The sequence below is a fragment of the Pelomonas lactea genome, from assembly GCF_043555885.1.
In the GTDB taxonomy this organism is placed as follows: domain Bacteria; phylum Pseudomonadota; class Gammaproteobacteria; order Burkholderiales; family Burkholderiaceae_C; genus Pelomonas; species Pelomonas lactea.
This window is the reverse complement of record NZ_JBIGHX010000002.1, coordinates 826,663-848,807: the sequence shown is the minus strand read 5'-3', so window position 1 is coordinate 848,807 and position 22,145 is coordinate 826,663. Positions and strand designations below refer to the sequence as shown.

The 22,145-nt window shown below is 71.5% G+C and carries 15 protein-coding genes and 1 pseudogene; 6 read left to right on the top strand and 10 right to left on the bottom strand.

From position 1 onward, the window contains the following. The first annotated feature begins 3 nt into the window (after positions 1 to 3). Genes ACG04Q_RS08085 through ACG04Q_RS08075 form a run of 3 tightly spaced genes read left to right on the top strand, consistent with a single transcriptional unit; the run spans position 4 to position 3,080 of the window. Positions 4 to 1,770 carry a glycoside hydrolase family 16 protein gene (locus ACG04Q_RS08085; RefSeq protein WP_394510376.1) on the top strand — a complete coding sequence of 589 codons (1,767 nt, stop codon included), beginning with the start codon at positions 4 to 6 and terminating at the stop codon, positions 1,768 to 1,770. 49 nt (positions 1,771 to 1,819) lie between these two features. Continuing rightward, positions 1,820 to 2,479 (top strand): ribose-5-phosphate isomerase RpiA, encoded by a 660-nt coding sequence (gene rpiA, locus ACG04Q_RS08080; RefSeq protein ID WP_394510375.1) that lies wholly within the window; start codon positions 1,820 to 1,822, stop codon positions 2,477 to 2,479. A 10-nt stretch (positions 2,480 to 2,489) separates the two neighbouring features. Beyond that, complete coding sequence (locus ACG04Q_RS08075; RefSeq protein WP_394510374.1) at positions 2,490 to 3,080, top strand: hypothetical protein; 591 nt, start codon at positions 2,490 to 2,492, stop codon at positions 3,078 to 3,080. Between the two features lie 10 nt (positions 3,081 to 3,090). Here ACG04Q_RS08075 and ACG04Q_RS08070 read toward each other — a convergent pair whose 3' ends face one another. The 10 genes and pseudogenes from ACG04Q_RS08070 to ACG04Q_RS08025 all read right to left on the bottom strand — a co-directional run bounded on the left by ACG04Q_RS08070 (position 3,091) and on the right by ACG04Q_RS08025 (position 18,722). Further along, positions 3,091 to 4,680, bottom strand: coding sequence for a M4 family metallopeptidase (locus ACG04Q_RS08070; protein WP_394510373.1), 1,590 nt, complete (start codon positions 4,678 to 4,680; stop codon positions 3,091 to 3,093). Positions 4,681 to 4,901: 221 nt separating this feature from the next. Further along, entirely contained in the window at positions 4,902 to 6,659 is a 1,758-nt protein-coding gene (locus ACG04Q_RS08065; RefSeq protein ID WP_394510372.1) for a methyl-accepting chemotaxis protein, read from the bottom strand. Positions 6,660 to 6,782: 123 nt separating this feature from the next. After that, a pseudogene (locus tag ACG04Q_RS08060) lies at positions 6,783 to 7,898 on the bottom strand (methyl-accepting chemotaxis protein); the annotation flags it as partial. A 335-nt stretch (positions 7,899 to 8,233) separates the two neighbouring features. Continuing rightward, positions 8,234 to 10,099 (bottom strand): bifunctional tRNA (5-methylaminomethyl-2-thiouridine)(34)-methyltransferase MnmC2/FAD-dependent 5-carboxymethylaminomethyl-2-thiouridine(34) oxidoreductase MnmC1, encoded by a 1,866-nt coding sequence (gene mnmC / locus ACG04Q_RS08055; RefSeq protein ID WP_394510370.1) that lies wholly within the window; start codon positions 10,097 to 10,099, stop codon positions 8,234 to 8,236. Then, positions 10,096 to 11,388 (bottom strand): MgtC/SapB family protein, encoded by a 1,293-nt coding sequence (locus ACG04Q_RS08050; RefSeq protein ID WP_394510369.1) that lies wholly within the window; start codon positions 11,386 to 11,388, stop codon positions 10,096 to 10,098. Before ACG04Q_RS08050 ends, mnmC begins: the two co-directional genes overlap by 4 nt. After that, positions 11,388 to 12,758 carry an MBL fold metallo-hydrolase RNA specificity domain-containing protein gene (locus ACG04Q_RS08045; protein ID WP_394510368.1) on the bottom strand — a complete coding sequence of 457 codons (1,371 nt, stop codon included), beginning with the start codon at positions 12,756 to 12,758 and terminating at the stop codon, positions 11,388 to 11,390. The genes ACG04Q_RS08050 and ACG04Q_RS08045 overlap by 1 nt, the downstream gene beginning before the upstream one ends. Then, a complete protein-coding gene (locus tag ACG04Q_RS08040; protein ID WP_394510367.1) occupies positions 12,755 to 13,390 on the bottom strand; it encodes a Rossmann-fold NAD(P)-binding domain-containing protein in 636 nt (211 codons plus the stop codon). The genes ACG04Q_RS08045 and ACG04Q_RS08040 overlap by 4 nt, the downstream gene beginning before the upstream one ends. A gap of 26 nt (positions 13,391 to 13,416) precedes the next feature. Then, a complete protein-coding gene (locus ACG04Q_RS08035) occupies positions 13,417 to 15,219 on the bottom strand; it encodes a methyl-accepting chemotaxis protein (protein WP_394510366.1) in 1,803 nt (600 codons plus the stop codon). 240 nt (positions 15,220 to 15,459) lie between these two features. Continuing rightward, positions 15,460 to 16,950 (bottom strand): DEAD/DEAH box helicase, encoded by a 1,491-nt coding sequence (locus tag ACG04Q_RS08030; protein WP_394510365.1) that lies wholly within the window; start codon positions 16,948 to 16,950, stop codon positions 15,460 to 15,462. Between the two features lie 176 nt (positions 16,951 to 17,126). Beyond that, on the bottom strand, positions 17,127 to 18,722 hold the full coding sequence (locus ACG04Q_RS08025; protein ID WP_394510364.1) for an ABC transporter substrate-binding protein: 1,596 nt from the start codon (positions 18,720 to 18,722) through the stop codon (positions 17,127 to 17,129). Between the two features lie 155 nt (positions 18,723 to 18,877). Here ACG04Q_RS08025 and ettA point away from each other — a divergent pair, with 155 nt between their 5' ends. The 3 genes from ettA (at position 18,878) to ACG04Q_RS08010 (ending at position 21,986) form a co-directional block, all read left to right on the top strand. Further along, positions 18,878 to 20,542, top strand: coding sequence for an energy-dependent translational throttle protein EttA (ettA, locus tag ACG04Q_RS08020; protein WP_394510363.1), 1,665 nt, complete (start codon positions 18,878 to 18,880; stop codon positions 20,540 to 20,542). A gap of 147 nt (positions 20,543 to 20,689) precedes the next feature. Next, positions 20,690 to 21,184, top strand: a complete 495-nt coding sequence (locus ACG04Q_RS08015; protein ID WP_394510362.1) for a Spy/CpxP family protein refolding chaperone — start codon at positions 20,690 to 20,692, stop codon at positions 21,182 to 21,184. A gap of 91 nt (positions 21,185 to 21,275) precedes the next feature. Further along, positions 21,276 to 21,986: a winged helix-turn-helix domain-containing protein gene (locus ACG04Q_RS08010; RefSeq protein WP_394510361.1), complete on the top strand. Its 711-nt coding sequence runs from the start codon at positions 21,276 to 21,278 to the stop codon at positions 21,984 to 21,986. Positions 21,987 to 22,145 lie beyond the last annotated feature (159 nt).

The following is a 22,145-nucleotide window of genomic DNA, read 5'->3' as shown; positions in this document are numbered from 1 at the left end:
GCCATGAAGCTTCAACGAATCCTCCTCGGCGGCCTGCTGCTGGCCGCCACCACGGCCGCGTCCGCCAGCGTCACCGCCCCCGTCATCGGCAAGCTGCTGTGGTCCGACGAGTTCAACGGCGCCACGCTGGACAGCAGCGTCTGGGCCGCCAGCAACGGCAACGGTTGCCAGATCGGCCTGTGCGGCTACGGCAACCAGGAGCTGCAGACCTACAGCCCCAACAACCTCGGCATCGTCAACGTGCCGTTCGAGCCCGGCACGCGCGCGCTGGCCATCACGGCCCGGCGCGAGACCGTCGGCAGCAACCAGTTCACGTCCGGCAAGGTCGACACCGCCGGCAAGGTGCAGGTGAAGTACGGCATGGTCGAGATCCGCATGGCCACGCCCAAGGTCGGCGTGGGCCTGTGGCCGGCCGCGTGGATGCTGGGCACCAGCCTGCAGCCCTGGCCGCGCAAGGGCGAGATCGACATCATGGAGATGGGCGGTCGCCAGCCCGCCGGACTGCCGGCCGTGTCGCCGGACCAGTTCGTCGGCTCCAACGTCATCACCTGGGCCGAGGCCGCCTGCGTGCCGGGCAACGAGAGCTGCGCGGCCTCCACCGCGTGGCAGACCAAGAACTGGGTCACGCCGACGCGTTCGCTGGCCAACCGCTTCGTGCTGTACCGCCTGTACTGGACCGACACGCAGATCCGCTTCACGATCGTCGACAACGGCCGCGAGCTGGACATGTACAAGGCGCCCATCTCGACGGTGAACTCGCCGGCGCTGCAGGAGCCGTTCTACCTGCTGCTGAACATGGCCGTGGGCGGCAACTTCACGCCGGCCGCCACGCCTGCGCAGGTCACCGCGCCGCTGCCCGCCGTGACCTACGTGGACTACGTGCGCGTCTACGAGCTGGACGGCAAGGGCGAGGTGAAGCTGGGTGTGGGCATCACGCAGGAGGTCGGCAAGTTCGGCGTCTTCACCGACAACACGCCGGTCAACAACGGCCAGGCGCTGGGCACGTCGGCGGACTTCTACATCTGGAACACCGGCTCCATGAGCGGCGGCAGCATCCCGCCGTTCGAGGGTGCCAACGTGCTGGCGCTGAACTACTTCGCCCCCGGGCAGTGGTTCGGCGGCGCCGTGGCGTCGCGCCAGGCGCATGACATGAGCGGCTTCCGCAACGGCCACATCAAGCTCAAGATCAAGGCGCCCGCCAACGTCGCGTTCAAGATCGGCATCCTGGACAACTACACCAACCACGGCTGGGTGACCTTCCCCGCCAACACCACGGCCTATGGCCTGGTGCGCAACGGCGAGTGGGGCACCGCCACCATCCCGGTGGCCGAGATCGCCGGCCCGCTGGTGGCGTTGCAGTCCATGAACTCGCTGTTCGAGTTCCTCAGCGTCGATGGTTCCAACCCGGGCGCGCCGTTCCAGATGGCGTTCGACGACATCGTCTGGGACTCCGGCACCGGCGCCACGCAGCAGGTGACGGTCGCCGCAGCCGCCAAGGCAGCACCGGCCGTGGCCGGTGCATCCAGCGCCGCGCAGACCGGCGCCACGACGCTGGCGTTCACGGCCACCGCCTCGGGCTGGGTGGACGTGCACTACAGCGTCAACGGCGGTGAGCTGCAGAGCGTGCGCATGCGCCAGGACGGCAGCACCAGCCGCTACACGGCCGGCGGCCTGAAGAAGGGCGACGTCGTCGAGTACCGCTTCACCGCCTGGGACAGCCAGCGCCAGGTGGCGACCGATTCGGCCACGGCCAAGGTGGTCATCCGGTAGCCGACGGTGCGGATGGGGGGCGATGCCGCCCATCCGCCAAAATCGCGGCATGAACCAAGACCAGCTCAAACAACTCGTCGGCCGCGCCGCGGTCGACTACGTCACCCCGGGCCAGATCGTCGGCGTCGGCACCGGCTCCACGGTGGACTGCTTCATCGACGCGCTGGCCGCCAGCGGCGTCAAGGTCGCCGGGGCCGTTTCCAGCTCGGAGCGCTCCACGCAGCGGCTGCTGAAAGCAGGCATTCCCGTGCTGGATGCCGCCGAGGTGACGGGCTTGACCGTCTACATCGATGGCGCCGACGAGATCGACGGCCACGGCTTCATGGTCAAGGGTGGCGGCGCGGCGCTGACGCGCGAGAAGATCGTCGCCGACCTGGCGACCAAGTTCGTCTGCATCGCCGACGAGTCCAAGCTCGTGCCCGTGCTGGGCAAGTTCCCGCTGCCGGTCGAGATCATCCCGATGGCCGCGGCGCAGCTGACTCGCCGCTTCGCCAAGCTGGGCGGCGTGGCCACCGTGCGGGCCGGCGTCGTCACCGACAACGGCGGCCACATCCTCGACGTGACGGGCCTGTCCATCGCCGACCCGCTGGCCTTCGAGGCCGAAGTCAGCCAGTGGCCCGGCGTCGTCACGGTGGGCGTGTTCGCGCGCAACAAGGCGCAGGTCTGTCTGCTCGGTGGCACTGGCGGCGTGAAGACGCTGACCTTCTGAACCCCGCCGCGTGTCACGCCAGCCCTTCGGCTTCGACGCCGCTGCGCATGAGCGCCACCACTGGTGGCGCAGCGTGCTGTTCAAGCTGGCCCTAGGCGGCGTGATCGCCGGGTTGCTGTGGCGGTGGGTGGGCGGCATGGCCGGGCTGCTGCTGGGCATGCTCGTCGTGCTGCGTGCACTCGGCCAGGCGCTGGCGCCGGACCTGGTGGCGCTGGGTGCCACGACGTGGCGGGCCTTGCGGGGGCTGGCGTTCAGCCCGGTGGAAGGCCGCTTCTACCAGTTCAAGGGCCACCGCGTCCGCATCGAGGACGACGAGCTGCTGCGCCAGCGCTGGCTGGCGCTGGACGACCTCGCGACGGCGCTGGGCTCGCCCATGCCGGCCGTGTCGTTGCGCCGCCGCTGGCCCGAGGGCGTGCGCCAGCAGCGCGATGGCGTCTACGTGCTCGACGACGTGGCGCTGGCCTGGCTCGCCGAGCAGCGCGACGAGCGCGCGGGCCGGCTGCGCCACTGGGTGGAGCGCGAGGTCTGGTACCCGGCGCGCGGCCGCAGGGCTGGCTACACGCAAAACGGGGCGCCCGCAGGCGCCCCGCCGAAGGACTGAGCGCGCGGCCTCAGTTGCGGCCCACCGCGCTCCACGCCGCAGCCACCTGGGCCGAGTAGTCGGCCCCCAGCGTCGTGGCCAGTTCCCGCGCGGCGGCGATGGTGGCCGTGCGCGCCCCGGCGTAGTTGGTGTTGGACGTCATCTTGGTCGTCAGCGCCCGGTACCAGATCTTGGCCGCCGCGGCGCGGCCGATGCCGGTCAGCGTGCCCGAGCCGGTGGCGACGCGCGTGTTGCCGCTCACGCAGGTCGGGCTGCGGCCGTAGCTGCTGTTGGTGCCTTCGGCCAGCAGGAAGAAGAAGTGGTTGGCCACGCCCGAGCTGTAGTGCACGTCCAGGTTGCCGACGCCGGAGTACCAGCAGTCCGCCGAGGAACCGTCGCTGCTGGGCTTGACCATGTTGCGCAGCGAGCCGCTGCTGACGATCTTCTCGCCGATCAGGTAGTCGCCCGCGTCGCTGCCGTTGGCGGCGTAGAACTCGACCATGGTGCCGAAGATGTCCGACGTGGCCTCGTTCAGCCCGCCGGACTCGCCGGAGTAGATCAGCCCGGCCGTGCGGCTCGTGACGCCGTGGGTCATCTCGTGGCCCGCCACGTCCAGCGACACCAGCGGCTTGACGCTGCTGCCATTGCCGTCGCCGTAGGTCATGCAGAAGCACGAGTCCGACCAGTAGGCATTGGCGTAGTTGCGGCCGTAGTGAACGCGGTTGTAGGCGCCCTTGCCATCGTTGGCGATGCCGCTGCGGCCGTGCACGTCCTTGTAGTAGTCCCACGTCACGGCGGTGCCGTACTGCGCGTCGGCGGCGGCGCTGGCGGTGTCGCTGGTGGCGTTGTTGCCCCAGGTGTTGTCGGCGTCGGTCAGGATGCTGCCGCCGCTGGTGCGGTTCTTCAGGTTGATCGTGTAGGTGTTGCCGCGGCTCGGGTCGCGCAGCTCGTAGCCGCCGCTGATGCTGTTGGTCGTCAGCGCCACGTTGCCGCTGTACAGCGTCCGGCCGGTGCCGTTGGCGGCGGCGGTGTGGATGTCGTCCCAGGCGTCCAGCTGCCGGCCGGTGGCGGCGTCGATGATGACGTGCTTCTCGAACGGCGTGCCGTCGCTCGCGTCGCCGCTGACGCGCACCTCCCAGGCCAGGCGGGGCTGGTCCTCGCGGGCCCAGACGACCAGCTCCGGCCGGCCCTGCAGGCTGCCGCCGTGGGCGTCCAGCGCGCGGACGGCGGCGCGGCCGGCGCCCAGCGCCGGCTTGGTGTCGAGCTTGGGCAGGCGCTGCGCGGTCTGGTGCATCGTCGCGAAGTGGCCGAAGCGGTCGCTCTGCACGACCAGGTCGGCGCCGATGGCGCGCAGGCCGGCGATGCGGCGGTCCATGCGCACATGGGCAACGCCGTCGTCGTCCTGGATGACGTCGCGGGTTTCGTAGCTGTGGTCCTTGTCGTGCAGGCTGAGGCCGGGGAACTGGCGCACGAAGCTTTCGGCGTTGGCGCGCAGCAGCGTGGCGCGCGCGGCGCGGGCCTCGGTCTGGGCTGCGGTCGCCGTGGGGGCCTGGGCCTGGGCGATGCTGGCGGCGCAGGCCAGCGCGAGGGCGGACAGCGCGAGACGTGGGGTGGTTTGCATGAAATGACTCCGAAGGGGTGGGTTCAGGGAGTACTGCTCGTGGCCCCGGCGCGGGTAGCGGCAGGGTGGACATACTCTCGTGGCTGGCCTTCGGAGGCGGCCCTGGCAGGACTCCCAGGGCGTTGCGTGCCGTTGTCGCTCGCCGCAGTGACAGGCGCGCGCGGATTCACAAATGACAAAGCCGGGCGTGGCCCGGCTTTTCAGAGGCGCGGACGTGCCGCTCAGAACGTTTCCCAGTCGCCGTCGTCGGCCGGCGCCGGAGCGGGGCGGGGGACGGGCGCCGGCGCGGGCGCGGGCGCGGCGGCAGCCGGTGCCTTGGGCGCTGGCTTGGCGACGCTGCTGGCCGCGGGCTTGGCCGGCGCGGCCTTGGCGACCGGCCTGGGCGTGGACGCCTTGACCGGCGCGGCCGCACGTTGATGGGCTGCGCCGCTGAGCCGGAACACGCTGATCGCCTCGGCCAGGCGGCTGGACTGCTCGCGCAGGCTCTCGGCGGCGGCGGCGGACTGCTCGACGAGCGCGGCGTTCTGCTGCGTCATCTGGTCCAGCTGCACGACGGAGGCGTTGACGACGCCGATGCCCTCGCTCTGCTCACGCGCGGCGGCGCTGATCTCGCCAATGATGTCGGTGACGCGCTGCACGCTGGCGACGATCTCGGTCATCGTGGCGCCCGCAGCCTGCACCTGCTGGGTGCCGGAGTCCACGCGCTCGACGCTGGCGCTGATGAGGCTCTTGATCTCCTTGGCCGCCTCGGCGCTGCGCTGGGCCAGCGTGCGCACCTCGCCGGCCACGACCGCAAAGCCACGGCCCTGCTCGCCGGCACGCGCCGCTTCGACGGCCGCGTTCAGCGCCAGGATGTTGGTCTGGAAGGCGATGCCGTCGATGGTGCCGATGATGTCGTTGATCTTGCGCGAGCTGTGGCTGATCTGGTCCATGGTGGCGACCACCTGGGCGACCGCCTCGCCGCCGCGCTGCGCCACGGAGGCGGCGGAGCTGGCGAGCTGGTTGGCCGTCATCGCGGCGTCGGCCGTCTGCTTGACGGTGCCGGTCAGCTCGGCCATCGATGAGGCCGCGTTCTGCAGGTTGCTGGCGGTCTGCTCGGTGCGCTGGCTCAGGTCCAGGTTGCCGGTGGCGATCTCCGTGCTGGCGGTGTTGATGCTGTCGGTGGAGCCGCGCACCTCGCCGATCAGCCGCAGCAGCGCCGACTGCATGCTGTGCAGCGACTGCATCAGCCGGCCCGTCTCGTCCTGGCTGCGCACGTCGATCCGTTGTGTCAGGTCGAAGCGGGCGATGGCGTCCGCCACGTGGGCGGCCTCGTGCAGCGGGCCGGTGATGGAGCGCGTCAGCCACCAGGCCAGCACGCCGCCGGCCGCCAGGCTGACCAGCGCGAACACCAGCAGCCCGATGCGCGCCCGGTCGTTGGCGGCCTGCAGCCGCTGCACGGCGGCGTCCAGCTGGTCGCGCTGCTGCTGGGCCACGTTCCTGATGCCGTCCAGGTAGGCGTTGGAGGCGGGCAGGAACTGCTTGTCAAAGATGTCCTTCGCGCGCTCGGCCTCGTCGGCTTTCTTGGCGGCCGTCAGCGTGTCGCGGGCGGCGATGTAGGTCTTGCGCAGCTCGGCGATGCGGTCGAACAGCGCGCGCTCCTGCGGCAGCGTGAGCAGCTTGTCGAGCTTCTGCTGCAGCTCCGTCGAGATGCGCGTGGCCTCGGCGGCCTGGGCCGAGAAGAACGAGGCCAGGCCGGGATCGGCGCTGACCGCGATGGCCGTCGTGCGCGTCGTGCCGTTGAAGACGTTGCGGTACCAGTCGGCCGCCACGCGCTCGGTGATCAGCGCGCTGTGATAGAGCGTGTCGGTCTCGCTGGCGACCTTGCGCAGTCCCCAGTAGCCCAGGCCGGAGCTCACCAGCGCGAACAGCAGCACCAGGCACAGACCGCCGCCGAGGCGCTGGCCGATGGAGCGTCGAGAGAACATGGCGGTGAACATGGCTTCAGTCTCCTTGAGTGCTGCAGACGCGGCGGCGCGCCGGGAAAGTGTGCCCGACACGATGGAAAAAAGGCGCCGGGGTGGCGCCTTGTTTGATGTGTGGTGATGCGTCGAGCCGAGGGCTCAGAAGGTTTCCCAGTCGCCATCGTCGGCGACGCTGGGCGCCGGTGCCGCGCGCGGTGCGGCGACGGGTGCCGGGGTTGGCGCTGCCTTGGGCAGCGGCTTGGCGGCGGGCTTGCTGACGGCCGACGTCGCGGTGGCTGCGGGCTTGGGGGCGGGCCTGGCGGCCGAGGCCGGCCTGGGTGCGGGCGCCCTGGTCGGCGCGGCCGCACGTTGATGGCTGGCGCCGCCGAGGCGGAACACGCTGATGGCGTCGGCCATGCGGCTGGACTGCTCGCGCAGGCTCTCGGCCGCGGCGGCGGATTCCTCGACGAGCGCGGCGTTCTGCTGCGTCATCTGGTCCAGCTGCACGACGGAGGCGTTGACGACGCCGATGCCCTCGCTCTGCTCACGCGCGGCGGCGCTGATCTCGCCAATGATGTCGGTGACGCGCTGCACGCTGGCGACGATCTCGGTCATCGTGGCGCCGGCAGCCTCGACCTGCTGGGTGCCGGAGTCCACGCGCTCGACGCTGGCGCTGATGAGGCTCTTGATCTCCTTGGCCGCCTCGGCGCTGCGCTGGGCCAGCGTGCGCACCTCGCCGGCCACGACCGCGAAGCCGCGGCCCTGCTCGCCGGCGCGCGCGGCTTCCACGGCCGCGTTCAGCGCCAGGATGTTGGTCTGGAAGGCAATGCCGTCGATGGTGCCGATGATGTCGTTGATCTTGCGCGAGCTGTGGCTGATCTGCTCCATCGTCGCGACGACCTGGGAGACGGCCTCGCCACCGCGCTGGGCCACGGAGGCGGCAGAGCTGGCGAGCTGGTTGGCCGTCATCGCGGCGTCGGCCGTCTGCTTGACGGTGCCGGTCAGCTCGGACATGGAGGAGGCCGCGTTCTGCAGGTTGCTGGCGGTCTGCTCGGTGCGCTGGCTCAGGTCCAGGTTGCCGGTGGCGATCTCGGCGCTGGCCGTGCCGATGCTGTCAGCTGCGCTGCGCATGTCACCGATGATCTTCTGCAGCGCGCGCTGCGTGCCTTCCAGCGCGGTCAGCAGGCGGCCCACGTCGTCGGAACCGCCGCTGGGGATGGCGTGCGTCAGGTCGAAACGGGCCAGCGCCTCGGCGGCCTCGGTGGCCGCGTGCAGGCTGGAGCCCTTGCCACCGCCGCCGGTGGCCAGCGCGAACGCGCCGACCGCCCAGCTCAGCACCAGGCTGGCCCACAGCCAGCCCTTGGCCGAGCCGGCGCCGTCGCCCAAGCCCGAGAGCGCCACGCCGACGCCCACGGTCACCACGCCCAGCACCACGCCAAGCGCCACTTTCAGCCGTTGCGAACCGCTGCCAGAACCGAACATGCCGTCGTCTCCATGAGTAAGGGGAAAGCCGGCCAGGCCGGCAACAGCGCGCAGTGTCGTACCGCACCTGGCGGGGGTGATGCTCGATCAGCGGGCCAAAGCGGCAATAGTTGCGCGAACAGGGGGGCTCAGCGGGCGGGCCTGCGTTGCCGGCGCAACGCGAAGCGCAACGGGTCCACCGCATCCAGCAGTTCGGCCTCCAGCGGGCGCGGGCTGCCCAGCGCCAGCGCGGCGACGAGGCGGCCGGCCAGCGCGGCCCAGGTGATGCCGCGAGAGCCGAATCCGGTGCAGACGACCAGACCCGGCCGGCGCGGCTGCAGCCGCAGCTGCTCCGCCGGCGCGTCGCCTGCGGCCAGGCCGCCGATCAGCGGCAACCGGTCGGCCGCCACGAGGCGCCAGCCGACGCGGCCGGCCAGCGGCGCCTGCGGCGGCGTGCCCAGCCCGGCCAGGCGGGCGTAGCGCGCGAGGTTCTCCAGCTGGTCGGCCTCGCGCAGCGCCGGGTCGGCATCACCGTCCTGCGCGGTCGCGCCGCACCAGGCGCCGCCGCGGCCGTCGGCGATCGCGTAGCCGTCGCCGGCCACCGGCACGCCCGGCTGCCACGGCGCCTCGGCCAGGTGGGTGAGCTGGCCGCGCTGCACGACGAGGTCGTCCGCCAGCGCGCCCAGCAGCGGCAGCTGCGCGTGGCCACCGGCCAGCACGAGCAGCGGCGCTGCCTCGATCAGCTCGCCATCCGCGCCGTGCAGCTGCCAGCCGCCCGGCGTCGCCTGCAGCGACGCGACCGCCGTGCCCAGCCGCAGCCGCGCGCCGCTGGCGGCCAGCAGCGCCCGCGTGTAGGCGGCCGGGTCCAGTGCGCCGCCGCCGGCGTAGAGCCAGGCGGGGTGGCCCAGCGGCGCGCCGGCCCGGGCCGCCGCGTCGTCGGCGCACAGCGCCTGCACGTAGCCCGGCACCGCCGGCATCTGCGCCGGCTGCAGCCGCGTCTCCAGCCGCAGCAGGCCGTGCTGATGCGGCAGGCCCAGCTCGGCCAGCACCTGCTGCGTGGCCAGCGCGGCGGCGCGGTTGAAGCGGGCGTGCGGGCCGTCGTCGGGGTTGACGGTGCCGTGGAACAGGCCCGCCGGGTTGCCCGAGCTGGCCTGCGCCGGGCCGGGCAGCGCGTCGACGACGGTGCATGCCACGCCGGCACGCGACAGCGCCAGCGCGCAGGCCGCGCCGGCCAGGCCCGCGCCGACGATGACGGCGCGGCGCGCCCCCGGCGCCAGCGGCTCGCGGCCCACGGGCCGCTGCGGCCTGTGGCGCGGCGCGAAGCGGGCGGTGGTCATCTCCGGCTTTTCCGCAAAACCCGGCGCCAGCGCCACCTCGAAGCCCAGCGCGGCCAGCGCACGGCGCATCGGCCGGTTGATGCTCCAGGTCGCCAACGTCGTGCCCGGCACCGCGTGGCGGGACAGGCTCTTCAGCAGCCAGTCGTCCCACAGCTCGGGGTTGAGCTTGGGCGAGAAGCCGTCGAGATACACCGCGTCGGCGTCCAGTACCAGCTCGCGCAGCAGCTCGCGGCCGTCACCCAGACCCAGCAGCAGCTGCACGCGCCCGGCCTCGAAGTCCAGCGTGTGCAGGCCCGGCGTCAGCGGCGGCCAGCGCCGCAGCAGCTCGGCGGCCAGCTCGGGCAGCGGGCTGGCGGCGTGCGCGCGGGCCAGGTCGTCGGGCCGCAGCGGGTGTTTCTCGACGCTGACGAACACCAGCCGCTCGCAGCGTGCCGGGTCTTGCCGCCAGGCGTCCCAGGTGGCGAGGAAGTTGTTGCCCAGGCCGAAGCCGGTCTCCAGCACGACGAAGCGCTCGCGGCCCTGCCAGCGCGCCGGCAGGCCGTTGCCGCCGAGGAACACGTGGCGGGCCTGGGCCAGCGCGCCATCGCGGGCGTGGTAGACGTCGCCGAACGCCGGCGCGAACGGCGGCCCGTCGGCGCTGAACTCCACCTGCGCCGGCACCAGCGGTGCTCGTTTCATGCGGCGGGCCCCTGCAGCAGCAGCCAGCCCAGCGCGCTGCACAGCAGCAGCGGCAGCGCCAGCGCCGGGATGATGAAGCGGGCAAAGCCCCAGCCGCCCGCGGCCACGGCCGCGATGCTGCGCGTGACGCTGTTGCACGCAAAGGCCAGCAGCAGCCCCAGCAGCGCCTGCGCCTGGCTGATGCTGCCGCCGGCCTGCAGCCCGGCCAGCGACGCGATGGGCGCGTGCACGTCGGCAAACGCCGTCAGCGCGACGGCGCCGAACAGCCCCGATGTGCCGAAGTGTTCCCGCGCCCAGCTGACGGCCACCGCGACGCCGCTGAGCATCAGCGACAGCAGCAGCGCCTCGCGCAGCCGCAGCGGCCCGCGCCGGTCCGCGGCGGGTGCGCCGGCATGGCCGTCCTGCTCCAGCCGGTGCGAGCGCCGGGCCAGCAGCCAGCCCATGCCGCCGCACAGCGACAGGCCCAGCAGCGCGATGGGCAGCGCGGCGAGCGCCAGCGGCGGCGCCATCGCGAACAGCATGGCCTCGGCCTGCAGCCAGGTGGCGCCGGTGGACATGACGGCGCCGGCCGCGCAGGCCAGCCGCAGGCCCGGCTCGGCGCGCGCCTTGCTGCCCATGGCGGCGATGGTGGCGGTGCTGGACACCAGCCCCGACAGCACGCCCGACAGCGCCAGCCCCGCCTGCGGCCCGGCCAGCCGCAGCGCGATGTGGCCCGCCGCCTGCAGCGCCAGCAGCAGCAGCATCAGCCCCATCAGCGAATGCGCCTTCATGCCGGCCAGCCACGGCAGCGGCTGCTGCGGCATCAGCGGCAGCACCACCAGCGCCAGCGCGCCCAGCAGCAGGCCGTCGTGCAGCTCCTCCTCGCGCAGCACCTGCGTCGCGAAGCGGTGCAGCCGTGGCCGCGCGGCCAGCAGCGCCGTCAGCACGACGGCGGCCGGCGCGCCCAGCAGCGGCGCCGTCACGCACAGCGCGCCGATCAGGCAGGTGACCAGCAGCGCCAGCGCGCGCGTGAGGCCGGGGTCGCGGCCGCGCACATAGCCCAGCGCCGCCAGCGCCGTGACGGCCAGCGCGGTGACGGCCACCAGCCCCGGCAGCGCCAGCGCCTGCGCCAGCGCGCCGGCCACCGAGGCCAGCGTGTAGGTGCGCAGCCCGGCCATCTCGCCGTTGCCACGGCGGCCGCCGCGCGGCTTGTGGCGCTCGCGTTCCAGCCCGATCAGCAGGCCGCTGCCCAGCGCGGCGGCCAGGCCGGTGAGGAGGTCGGTGGAGACGCCGAAGGCCAGCCCGTCCATCACCACGCGACGGTCTCGCCGTGCTGTGGCACGCGCACGGCCAGGCCCAGCTCGTCCTGGATGCGGCTGCGCAGCGCGTCGGCCGCGGCGGGCTCGCCGTGCACGACGTAGACCTGCTCGGGCGGCCGCGGCAGCGCACGCAGCCACTGCAGCAGGCCGTCGGCGTCGGCATGGCCGGAGAAGCCGTCCAGGTGGCTGATCTCGGCGTTGACGGGCACCCAGCGGCCGCGGATCTTGACCTCGCGCTCGCCCCCCACCATGCGTGCGCCGCGCGTGCCGCCGGCCTGGAAGCCGGGGAAGGCGATGTGGTGCTGGGGCTGCGGCGCCAGCGTCTCCAGGTAGTTCAGCACGCGGCCGCCGGTGGCCATGCCGCTGGCGGAGATGACGACGGCCGGCTTCGCGCGCGGCGCGGCCAGGCTGGCGGCGAGCTTGACGCTCTGGGCCTGCTTGGTGACGTAGCGCACGCGGTCGGTCAGGCTGCGGGCCTCGGTGGCGGAGATGCGCAACAGCTTCGCGTGCTTGATCGTCAGCTCGGTGGCCTGCTCGGCCATGGGGCTGTCCAGCCAGATGGGCACGTCCAGCGGCAGCTCGCCGGCATTGCGCAGCCGCTGCAGCACCAGCAGCAGTGCCTGCGCGCGGCCGACGGCGAAGCTGGGCAGCAGCACCGAGCCACCGCGCTTGAGCGTCGTGCGCAGGATCTGTGCGAGGCGCGCCTGCGCGTCCTCGGGCGGATGCAGCCGGTTGCCGTAGGTGGACTCGATGAGCACGACGTCCGCCGCCGGCGGCACCTGCGGCGTGGGCATCAGCAGGTCGCCGACGCGGCCCACGTCGCCGGAGAACAGCAGCGAGCGCGTGCCCTGGCGCACGTGGATGGACGAGGCACCCAGCAGGTGGCCGCCGGGCGTGAAGCGCACCTCGGTGCCGCCCAGCGTCAGCCGGCCGTCGCGCGGCACGGCGACGAACTGCTTGAGGGTCGCCTCGGCCTCGCGCACGCCGTACAGCGGCAGTGCCTTGTCGTGGCGGCTGGAGCCGTCGCGGTTGGCGCGGCGTGCGTCTTCCTCCTGCAGGTGGGCGCTGTCGCGCAGCAGCACGTCGCAGAGGTCGCGTGTGGCGGACGTCGCGTAGATGGGGCCCTTGAAGCCCTGGCGGCGCAGCGCGGGCAGGTAGCCGCAGTGGTCCAGGTGGGCGTGGGACAGCAGCACGGCGTCCAGCTCGGTGGTCGGGCCGCCCAGCGGCATCCAGTTGCGCTCGCGCAGGGCCTTGAAGCCTTGAAAGAGGCCGGCGTCCAGCAGCAGGCGCTGCTCGCCCAAGGTCAGCAGGTGGCGCGAGCCGGTGACGGTGTCGGCGGCGCCGAGGAAGGTCAGCTTCATGGGGCTCCCAGGGTTTGCATGGCGCTGGATTCGAGCACCTGCACGACCGGGCCGGGCTGATCCAGCGCAAGCCGCAGCGCGCGGGCCACGCGGGCGGCGGCGATGGGCCGCCAGCGCAGCGGCACCAGGCCCGCCACCGGCCGCAGCAGCCGCAGCGACCAGGCTTCGCCGGCGCGGTGCGGCTGGCCCAGCGCGGCGCGGTCGCCGTCCAGCAGCGACGGGCGGGCGATGACGAGGCGCTCGAAGCCGAGGCCGGCGAGCGCGTCCTCGGCCTCGCCCTTGACGCGGTTGTAGAAGACGGCGCTGCGTGCATAGGCGCCCAGCGCGGACACCAGGCCGCAGTGCGTGGCGCCGGCCGCGCGCGCGGCGCGGGCCACGGCCAGCACGGCGTCAAAGTCCACCGCGCGGAAGGCCTCGCGCGAGCCGGCCTGCGCCAGCGTCGTGCCCAGCGCGATGAACAGGCGGCGCGGCGCGGGCAGGGCGGCGAAGGACGCGGGACGGGTGTAGTCCACGGTGAGCGCGCCGGGCTGCGGGCGGCGCACCAGCGCCACGGCGTCGGGCATGTCGGCGCACAGCGCGCGGCCGACGAGGCCGGTGGCGCCGGCGATCCAGGTCGTCGTGGAGTCGGGCATGGCCGGCATGCTAGCCGGCCCCACCCTCAGCGCACGCGGAAGGTGGACACCACGCCCGCCAGCCGGATCGCCTGCTCCTTCAGGCTTTCCGCGGCCGCGGCGCTTTCCTCGACGAGTGCGGCGTTCTGCTGCGTCATCTGGTCCAGCGTGTTGACGGCGCCGTTGACGAGGTCGATGCCCGAGCTCTGCTCCTTGGCGGCCGACGTGATCTCGGCGATGACGTCGGTGACGCGGCGCACGCTGCCGACGATCTCGGTCATGGTCTTGCCAGCGTCTTCCACCAGCCGCGAGCCGGCCTCGACGCGCTCGACGCTGGTGCCGATCAGCGCCTTGATCTCCTTGGCCGACGCGGCGCTGCGCTGCGCGAGGTTGCGCACCTCGGTGGCCACGACGGCGAAGCCGCGGCCTTGCTCGCCGGCCCGCGCCGCTTCGACGGCGGCGTTCAGCGCCAGGATGTTGGTCTGGAAGGCGATGCCGTCGATGACGCCGATGATGTCGGAGATCTTCTGGCTGGACTGCGTGATCTCGGCCATGGTGCTCACCACCTGCGCGACGACCTCGCCGCCGCGCTGCGCGACGCCCGCCGCGTTGGCGGCCAACTGGTTGGCGGTGGATGCGTTGTCGGCGCTTTGGCGCACGGTGCTGGTGATCTCCTCCAGCGCGCTGGCCGTCTGCTGCAGGTTGGAGGCCGTCTCCTCGGTGCGGTGGCTGAGGTCGACGTTGCCGGTGGCGATCTCGGAAGACGCGGTGGAGATGGAGTCCGACGCGGTGCGCACCTCGCGGATGGTGGATTCGATCTTTTCGCAGAAGACGTTGAAGCTCTCGGCGATGCGCGAGATCTCGTCGCTGCCGTTGACCGGCAGGCGCTTGGTGAGGTCGGCGTCGCCGCTGCCGATCTGCGCCATCGCCTCGTTGACGCGGTTCAGCGAGGTCAGCATGGAGCGCACCAGCCACGCGGCCGCGAACGCCGCCAGCCCGGCCATGACCACCAGCGCCAGCGCGGCGGCCTTGAGCAGCGTGTCCAGCGAGGCCAGCGCCTCGTCGGCGCGGGCGGCGGTCATCAGCGTCCAGCTGGTGCCCGGCACGGCGGCGCCGCGCAGCAGGTAGTCGTCCTCGCCCATGCGCACCTCCACCCAGGGGCCGCTGGCCTCGGTGGCCTGCTTCATCGCGTCGGCCGTCAGCGCGGGCGACAGCTCGGACACCTTCTTCAGGATGCGCTGCGTGTCGGGGTGGGCGATGACCTGGCCGTCGGTGTCGACGAGGAAGGCCAGGCCGCGCGGCGTGGGGTGGATGGAGGCGACGATCTTGGACACGTCGTCCAGGAACACATCGCTGCCGACGACGGCCTTGGTCTCGCCGCCGTCGCGCACGGCCATCGCGAAGGTCACCAGCAGCCGCTTGGTGGCGGCGTCGGCGTAGGGCGCCGTCAGGATGGGTTTGTCGGAGGCCGAAGCGCCCTTGTACCAGGGGCGGATCGTCGGGTCGTAGCCCTCCGGCAGCTTCTGCGGCACGTCGAAGATCATGCGCTTGTCGGGGTAGCCGGCGTAGGCCGAAGCCAGGCGCCCCGACTTCTGCGCCTGCACGAGGAAGGGCTGCGGCGCGTCCGTCAGCGCCGCGGGCACGACGGCGGCCACCACTGCCTTCTGCGTGCCCACCCATTCGCCGATGGCCTGCGCGTGCGCCGCGCTCAGCTCGTTGAGGCCCTGGGTGGTCTGCGCCTTCACATGCTTGCTGACGATGCCGTGGTTCAAGAGCGTGGCGCTGAGCAGGCTGACCACCACGACGGCCATGCAGCCCACCGTCAGACGCTTCTGGATGGAATTGAACATGGGTTCCCCTGTTGGCAAGGACGGGTCATCACAGGACGCCAGCGCGGCTTGGCGCCGGACTGTCGGTCGAGTATGCGCACGCCGGACCGCGGTGGGGAGCTGGGACGGACGCCCGGCACGCGGGATCGATTAAAAAGGCGCGCAAACCCTAGGCGGCGGCGTTGCGGCCGGGCATCAGCGGCACAAAAAAACGGCCTGCCCCGTGAGAGGCAGGCCGTCGTGGCCGGGTGCCGGCGTCGATCAGCGCTTGGGCTGGGTCAGGCGCGGGCCGTTGGTGTGGCGCGGGGCGCCGCCGTCACGGCTGGGCTGGCCGCCCGCGGGGCGCGGCGCCTGCTGGCCTTGCGGCTTGGGCGCGGTGCGGGCGCCGCCGTGGCCGGTATGGGCCTGGGGCTTGCCACCGCCGCCGGCCGGGCGGCCGCCGTCGCGCGAGCCACCGCGGTTGTCGCCGCCACGGCCACCACCACCACCGCCACCCGGGCGGCCGCCACGGCCGGCGTGGGCCGGCGGGTTGGGGTTGCGGCCACGGCTGCCGTTGGGGTTCAGTACGGTGCGGCCCAGCACGATGGGCTCGGCCTTCTCGTTCGGGTCGGGCGCGAAGCCGGGCACGATCTCCTTCGGGATCTCGCGCTTGATGAGCTTCTCGATGTCGCGCAGGAAGCCGTTCTCGTCCACGCAGACCAGGCTGACGGCCTCGCCCTGGGCGCCCGCGCGGCCCGTGCGGCCGATGCGGTGGACGTAGTCCTCCGGCACGTTGGGCAGCTCGAAGTTGACGACGTGGGGCAGTTGGTCGATGTCGATGCCGCGGGCGGCGATGTCGGTGGCCACGAGGCAGGTCAGGTCGCCCGACTTGAAGTCGGCCAGCGCCTTGGTGCGCGCGCCCTGGCTCTTGTTGCCGTGGATGGCCATCGCGCTGATGCCGTTGTCGTTCAGGTAGTCGGTCAGGCGGTTGGCGCCATGCTTCATGCGCGTGAACACCAGCACCTGGTGCCAGTCACCCGACTTGATCAGGTGCACCAGCAGCTCCTTCTTGCGCTCGCGGCCCACGGGGTGGACCTTCTGCGCGATCTGGTCGTTGGTCTGGTTGCGGCGGGCCACCTCGATGAGCGCCGGCTGGTTCAGCAGGCGGTCGGCGAGGTTCTTGATCTCGTCGCTGAAGGTCGCGCTGAACAGCAGCGACTGCTTCTGCGCGGGCAGCAGGGCCAGCACCTTCTTGATGTCGTGGATGAAGCCCATGTCCAGCATGCGGTCGGCTTCGTCCAGCACCAGGATCTCGACCTTGGACAGGTCGAGGTTGCCCAGGCCGGCGTGGTCCAGCAGGCGGCCGGGCGTGGCGACGAGGATGTCCACGCCGTCGCGCAGCTTGTTGATCTGCGGCTGCATGCCGACGCCGCCGAACATGACCATGCTCTTGAGCTGCGGCAGGTACTTGCCGTAGGTCTGCACGCTTTCCTCGACCTGGGCGGCCAGTTCGCGGGTGGGCGTCAGCACGAGCGCGCGGATGGCCGGGCGGCCGCGCTTGTCCAGCGTGCGGGTGCCGGCCTGCAGGCGATGCAGCATGGGCAGCGTGAAGCCGGCCGTCTTGCCGGTGCCGGTCTGCGCGCCGGCCATCAGGTCGCCGCCCTTCAGGACGGCGGGAATGGCCTGGGCCTGGATGGGGGTGGGAGAGGTGTAGCCGGCGTCGGCGATGGCCTTGAGCAGCGGCGCTGCAAGGCCCAGGGTGTCGAAACTCATCGAATCCTAAGAAGGGGAGGGCACGCCAACAAAACACCGGGGCTTGCCGTGACGCCGGGGAGGCGACACCAGTCTTCGGGCAAGCCAGGCCGCGTGCGGGGGCTCAAAAAATGAAACGCCGCGCAAGACTGAGAGCGCGGCGTTGGCAGCCATTCTAACGGCTGGCGCCCTGGGGCTTATTTAGAAACGGTGACCCATTCGACGCTCAGCCAGTTGTTGGCCGAGTGCAGCACGCGCACGTTGGCGCGCATGGCCCACGGAATCATCTGCCGGTGCAGCGGAATGATGTTGATCTGCTGCCGGTACTCGGCCAGCGCGGCCTTGACGAGCTGCTCGCGCTTCTTCGGGTCGGTCTCGACGGTGGACGCGGCGGCCAGCGCGTCGGCCTTGTCGTTCACCCAGCCGCCGTTGTTGGACACGCCCACGCCCTGCTCGCCGCGGTTGCGCAGGATGGGCGTCAGCATGACCTCGGCGTCGGTGCTGCCGCCACCCCAGCCGTGCAGGTAGAGGCTGGTGTCGTACTTGTCGATCTTGGGGAAGTACAGCACGCGGGGCAGCGCGTTCACCTTGACCTTGATCTTCAGCTGCGCCCAGAAGCTGGCGAGCGCCAGGCAGATCCTCTCGTCGTTGACGTAGCGGTTGTTGGGGCAGTCCAGCGTGACCTCGAAGCCGTCCGGGTAGCCCGCCTCGGCCATCAGCCGGCGGGCGGCGGGCACGTCGTAGGGCAGGCGGGTTTCCAGGCTGGCGTCGTTGTAGGCGCCCCGCGCGGACGGGGTCAGCCCGCCGGTGGGCACCGAGAAGCCGGCCATGATCTTGGTCTTGATGGCGTCGATGTCGATGGCCTGGTAGAGCGCCCGGCGCACGCGCAGGTCCTTGAACGGGTTCTTGTCGCCGGGCACCTGGCCGTAGAGCAGCTTGTCGCGCGCCTGGTCCATACCGATGAAGAGGATGCGGTTGTCCACGCCGTCCACCACCTTGAGCTCGGGCATGGCGCGCAGCCGCTCGACGTCGCGCGGCGGCGGGTCCAGCACGAAGTCCACCTCGCCCGAGATCAGCGCCGCGGTGCGCGTGGCGTCGATGCTGATGGGCATGAACACCAGCTCCTGCACATTGCCCTGGCCCGGCAGGCTGCGGCCCCAGTGGGCGGCGTTGCGCTTGAACACGGTCTTCACGCCGGGCTGTCGGCTGACGAGGATGAACGGGCCGGTGCCGTTGGCGTTCTGGCTGGCGTAGGACTCCTCCTTGGCCTTCAGGTCCAGCGGCCGCGTGACGCGGTTGGCCTCCGCCCAGCGCTTGCTCATGACGGTCAGGCTGACGAGGTGCTCGGCAAAGATGGGGTTGGGCTTGTCCAGCGCGAACACCAGCGTCAGCGGGTCCACCGCTTTCGGAATGCCCACCGCATTGGCGTAGACGCGGTAGGGCGAGACGGGGTCGCGCATCCGCTGCATCGAGAACACGACGTCTTCGGCCGTGAACGGCGTCCCGTCATGGAACTTCACGCCCGGGCGCAGCTTCACGCGCCACAGCAGCGGCGTGGCCTGCGTCCACTCGACGGCCAGCGCCGGTGCCAGGCTCTGGTCGGGCAGGCGGCGCACCAGCGGCTCGTAGACGTGGCCGTTCAAGGAGTTGGTCTGGATCTCGTTGGCAGCGTGCGGGTCGGTGGTCTGCAGGTCGCCCTGGGCGGCCCAGCGCAGGGTCTGGGCCTGGGCGGCACCGGTCAGGAGGCACAGCAGCACCAGCGCGGTGCGGCGGCAGGCGGGCAGGCAGCGCATGTCTTCTCCCTGGGTTGGCGCCGAGAGTCTCGTCCGGCGTGGCCGCAGCGACGTCGGGATGAACCCCAGGAGGGCGGCGCGGGCATCGGCGACAATGGCGGCCAACGCAGGCCCTCATCGGGGCCTGCCGCTGTTTCAGCCTCAAGGATTCGCCCATGGCCCAGTACGTCTTCTCGATGAACCGTGTGAACAAGACGGTTCCCCCCAAGCGCCACATCCTCAAGGACATCTCGCTGTCGTTCTTCCCCGGCGCCAAGATCGGCGTGCTGGGCCTGAACGGCTCGGGCAAGTCCACGCTGCTGAAGATCATGGCCGGCGTCGACAAGGAGATCGAGGGCGAAGCCATCCCGATGCCCGGCATCAAGATCGGCTACCTGGAGCAGGAGCCCAAGCTGGACCCCGACCAGACCGTGCGTGAAGCCGTGGAAGAGGGCATCGGCGGCGTGCTGGCCGCCAAGAAGCGCCTGGACGAGGTCTATGCCGCCTACGCCGAGCCGGACGCCGACTTCGACAAGCTGGCCGCAGAGCAGGGCGAGCTGGAGGCCATCATTGCCGCCGCAGGCAGCGAGAACACCGACCTGCAGCTGGAACTGGCCGCCGACGCGCTGAACCTGCCGCCCTGGGACGCTCAGATCGGCGTGCTGTCCGGCGGTGAAAAGCGCCGCGTCGCCCTGTGCCGCCTGCTGCTGTCCAAGCCCGACATGCTGCTGCTGGACGAACCGACCAACCACTTGGACGCCGAGTCGGTGGAGTGGCTGGAGCAGTTCCTGCAGCGCTTCCCCGGCACCGTGGTGGCTATCACCCACGATCGCTACTTTCTGGACAACGCCGCCGAGTGGATTCTGGAACTGGACCGCGGCCACGGCATTCCCTGGAAGGGCAACTACTCTGACTGGCTGGACCAGAAGGAACGCCGCCTGGAGCAGGAGCAGAAGTCCGAGGACGCCCGCGCCAAGGCCATGAAGGAAGAACTGAAGTGGGTGCGCTCCAACGCCAAGGGCCGCCAGGCCAAGAGCAAGGCGCGTCTGGCCCGCTTCGAGGAACTGAGCGACGTCGAATACCAGAAGCGCAACGAGACGAACGAAATCTTCATCCCCGTGGCGGACCGCCTGGGCAATGAAGTCATCGAGTTCGAAGGCGTGTCCAAGAGCTTCGGCGACCGCGTGCTGATCGACAACCTGTCGTTCAAGGTGCCGGCCGGCGCCATCGTCGGCATCATCGGCCCGAACGGCGCCGGCAAGTCGACGCTGTTCCGCATGATCCAGGGCGTGGAGCAGCCGGATTCCGGCTCCGTCAAGATCGGCAAGACGGCCAAGCTGGCCTTCGTGGACCAGAGCCGCGCGAGCCTGGACGGCAGCAAGACCGTGTGGGAAGACGTGTCCGGCGGGCTGGACAACATCGTCGTGGGCAAGTTCGTCATGCCCAGCCGCGCCTACCTCGGTCGCTTCAACTTCAAGGGCAACGATCAGCAGAAGCTGGTGGGCTCGCTGTCCGGCGGTGAACGTGGCCGTCTGCACCTGGCCAAGACGCTGGCCCAGGGCGGCAACGTGCTGATGCTGGACGAACCGTCCAACGACCTCGACGTCGAAACCCTGCGCGCGCTGGAAGAAGCGCTGCTGGAGTTCGCCGGCTCGGCCATGGTCATCAGCCACGACCGCTGGTTCCTGGACCGCATCTGCACCCACATCCTGGCCTGCGAGGGCGACTCGCAGTGGTTCTTCTTCGACGGCAACTTCCACGAGTACGAGGCCGACAAGAAGAAGCGCCTGGGCGAAGAAGGCGCGCGCCCCAAGCGCATGCGCTTCAAGCCCATCAAGTGATGGCGTGCCGGCACCAGGAGACCCCGGTGCCGGCTGTCAGAAGGCTTGCAGCGACAGCGCGACACAGTTCTTTACCGCGGGCCCAAAGATCCCACACAGGCCCCTCGGAAGATCCACATCACTCCCTCTTCCTTCAGGAGACCTGTGATGAAAGCCTTCCAGTTCCAGAACCTGTTGCGCGTCGGCACCGTGGCTGCGGCGCTGGCCTTGAGCGGCGTGGCCGCGCAGGCCCAGCCTGAGGGGCACGGCCACCGTGGCGGCCCCGCCGCGATGGCCCCCGGCGGCGGCCTGTTCGGCGGGCACATCGGGCACATGCTGGACGTCGTGAACGCCACCGACGCCCAGCGCAGCCAGATCGACGCCATCTTCAAGGCCGCTCGCCAGGACTTGTCGGGCCAGCGCGAAGCCGGCGCCAAGCTGCACGAGCAGCTGGCCGCGCTCTACACCGCCCCCAACATCGACGCTGCGGCCATCGAGGCCGTGCGCCAGCAGATGGGCGCCCAGCACGAGGCTGCGTCCAAGCGCATGAGCCAGGCCAGCATTGACGCTGCCCGCGTGCTGACACCGGAGCAGCGCGCCAAGATCGCCGAGGTCGCCAAGCGGCGCCACGCCCGCATGGCCGAGCACCGTCGACCGGGTTGATTGCTGCGCGCCGATGAGTTCTGCGATGCTTGAGCCCCGCCAATCCGGCGCCCGTGAGCGCCGGCCTTCCTACACCCCGCTGGCTCCGCTGATGAGTGCTCGACTGCTGTTGATTGACGACGACGCCCGCCTGACCGGCATGGTGGGTGACTACCTCCGCGCCGCGGGCTTTGAAGTCAGCACGGCGGGCACGCTGGGCGCCGCGCGCGAGGCGTTGGCGCACGGCCGATTCGAGCTGCTGGTGCTGGACCTGATGCTGCCCGACGGCGACGGCCTGGACTTCTGCCGCTGGCTGCGCGGTGACCCGCGCTGGCGTCACCAGCCGGTGCTGATGCTGTCGGCCCGTGGTGAGCCGATGGACCGCATCCTCGGTCTGGAGCTGGGTGCCGACGACTACCTCGCCAAGCCCTTCGAGCCGCGCGAGCTGCAGGCCCGCATCAAGGCGCTGCTGCGCCGGCTCGAGCCCAAGCTCGACGGCGACGAGGTGCTGCGTTTCGGCCGCCTGGAGATCGACCTGGCCGCCCGCGTAGCGCGGCTGGACGGCAAGATCTGCGACCTGACCAGCCACCAGTTCGACCTGCTGGTCGTGCTGGCGCAGAGTCCGGGCCGCGTGCTCTCCCGCGACCAGATCATGGACGCGCTGAAGGGCCACCCGCTGGAGGCCTTCGATCGCTCCATCGACGTGCACATCTCGCGCATCCGTGCCGTCATCGAGGACGACCCGAAGAACCCCCGCCGCGTGCTGACCGTGCGCGGTGCCGGCTACGTCTTTGCGCGCAAGCAGGACGCTGATTCGGACTGACGTGAAGCCCCTCGTCCGGCCGCGCGCGCAGAACGCGGCGCATCCAGCCGGTCCCCCGAGGGGACGGCGATGCTCGCGGCATCGAGCCGCGAGCACATCGCCAGACGGGCCGGCTTGGGGCGGCCCGGCGCCCGGCCCGAAATCTTCATCCATGCGCCA

Excerpts from the sequence above, each read along its gene's own strand:
- ACG04Q_RS08085 (WP_394510376.1), top strand. The coding sequence starts at position 4 with ATGAAGCTTCAACGAATCCTCCTCGGCGGCCTGCTGCTGGCCGCCACC.
- rpiA (WP_394510375.1), top strand. The coding sequence starts at position 1,820 with ATGAACCAAGACCAGCTCAAACAACTCGTCGGCCGCGCCGCGGTCGAC.
- ACG04Q_RS08070 (WP_394510373.1), bottom strand. The coding sequence starts at position 4,680 with ATGCAAACCACCCCACGTCTCGCGCTGTCCGCCCTCGCGCTGGCCTGC.
- ACG04Q_RS08065 (WP_394510372.1), bottom strand. The coding sequence starts at position 6,659 with ATGTTCACCGCCATGTTCTCTCGACGCTCCATCGGCCAGCGCCTCGGC.
- mnmC (WP_394510370.1), bottom strand. The coding sequence starts at position 10,099 with ATGAAACGAGCACCGCTGGTGCCGGCGCAGGTGGAGTTCAGCGCCGAC.
- ACG04Q_RS08050 (WP_394510369.1), bottom strand. The coding sequence starts at position 11,388 with ATGGACGGGCTGGCCTTCGGCGTCTCCACCGACCTCCTCACCGGCCTG.
- ACG04Q_RS08045 (WP_394510368.1), bottom strand. The coding sequence starts at position 12,758 with ATGAAGCTGACCTTCCTCGGCGCCGCCGACACCGTCACCGGCTCGCGC.
- ACG04Q_RS08040 (WP_394510367.1), bottom strand. The coding sequence starts at position 13,390 with ATGCCCGACTCCACGACGACCTGGATCGCCGGCGCCACCGGCCTCGTC.
- ACG04Q_RS08035 (WP_394510366.1), bottom strand. The coding sequence starts at position 15,219 with ATGTTCAATTCCATCCAGAAGCGTCTGACGGTGGGCTGCATGGCCGTC.
- ACG04Q_RS08030 (WP_394510365.1), bottom strand. The coding sequence starts at position 16,950 with ATGAGTTTCGACACCCTGGGCCTTGCAGCGCCGCTGCTCAAGGCCATC.
- ACG04Q_RS08025 (WP_394510364.1), bottom strand. The coding sequence starts at position 18,722 with ATGCGCTGCCTGCCCGCCTGCCGCCGCACCGCGCTGGTGCTGCTGTGC.
- ettA (WP_394510363.1), top strand. The coding sequence starts at position 18,878 with ATGGCCCAGTACGTCTTCTCGATGAACCGTGTGAACAAGACGGTTCCC.
- ACG04Q_RS08015 (WP_394510362.1), top strand. The coding sequence starts at position 20,690 with ATGAAAGCCTTCCAGTTCCAGAACCTGTTGCGCGTCGGCACCGTGGCT.
- ACG04Q_RS08010 (WP_394510361.1), top strand. The coding sequence starts at position 21,276 with ATGAGTGCTCGACTGCTGTTGATTGACGACGACGCCCGCCTGACCGGC.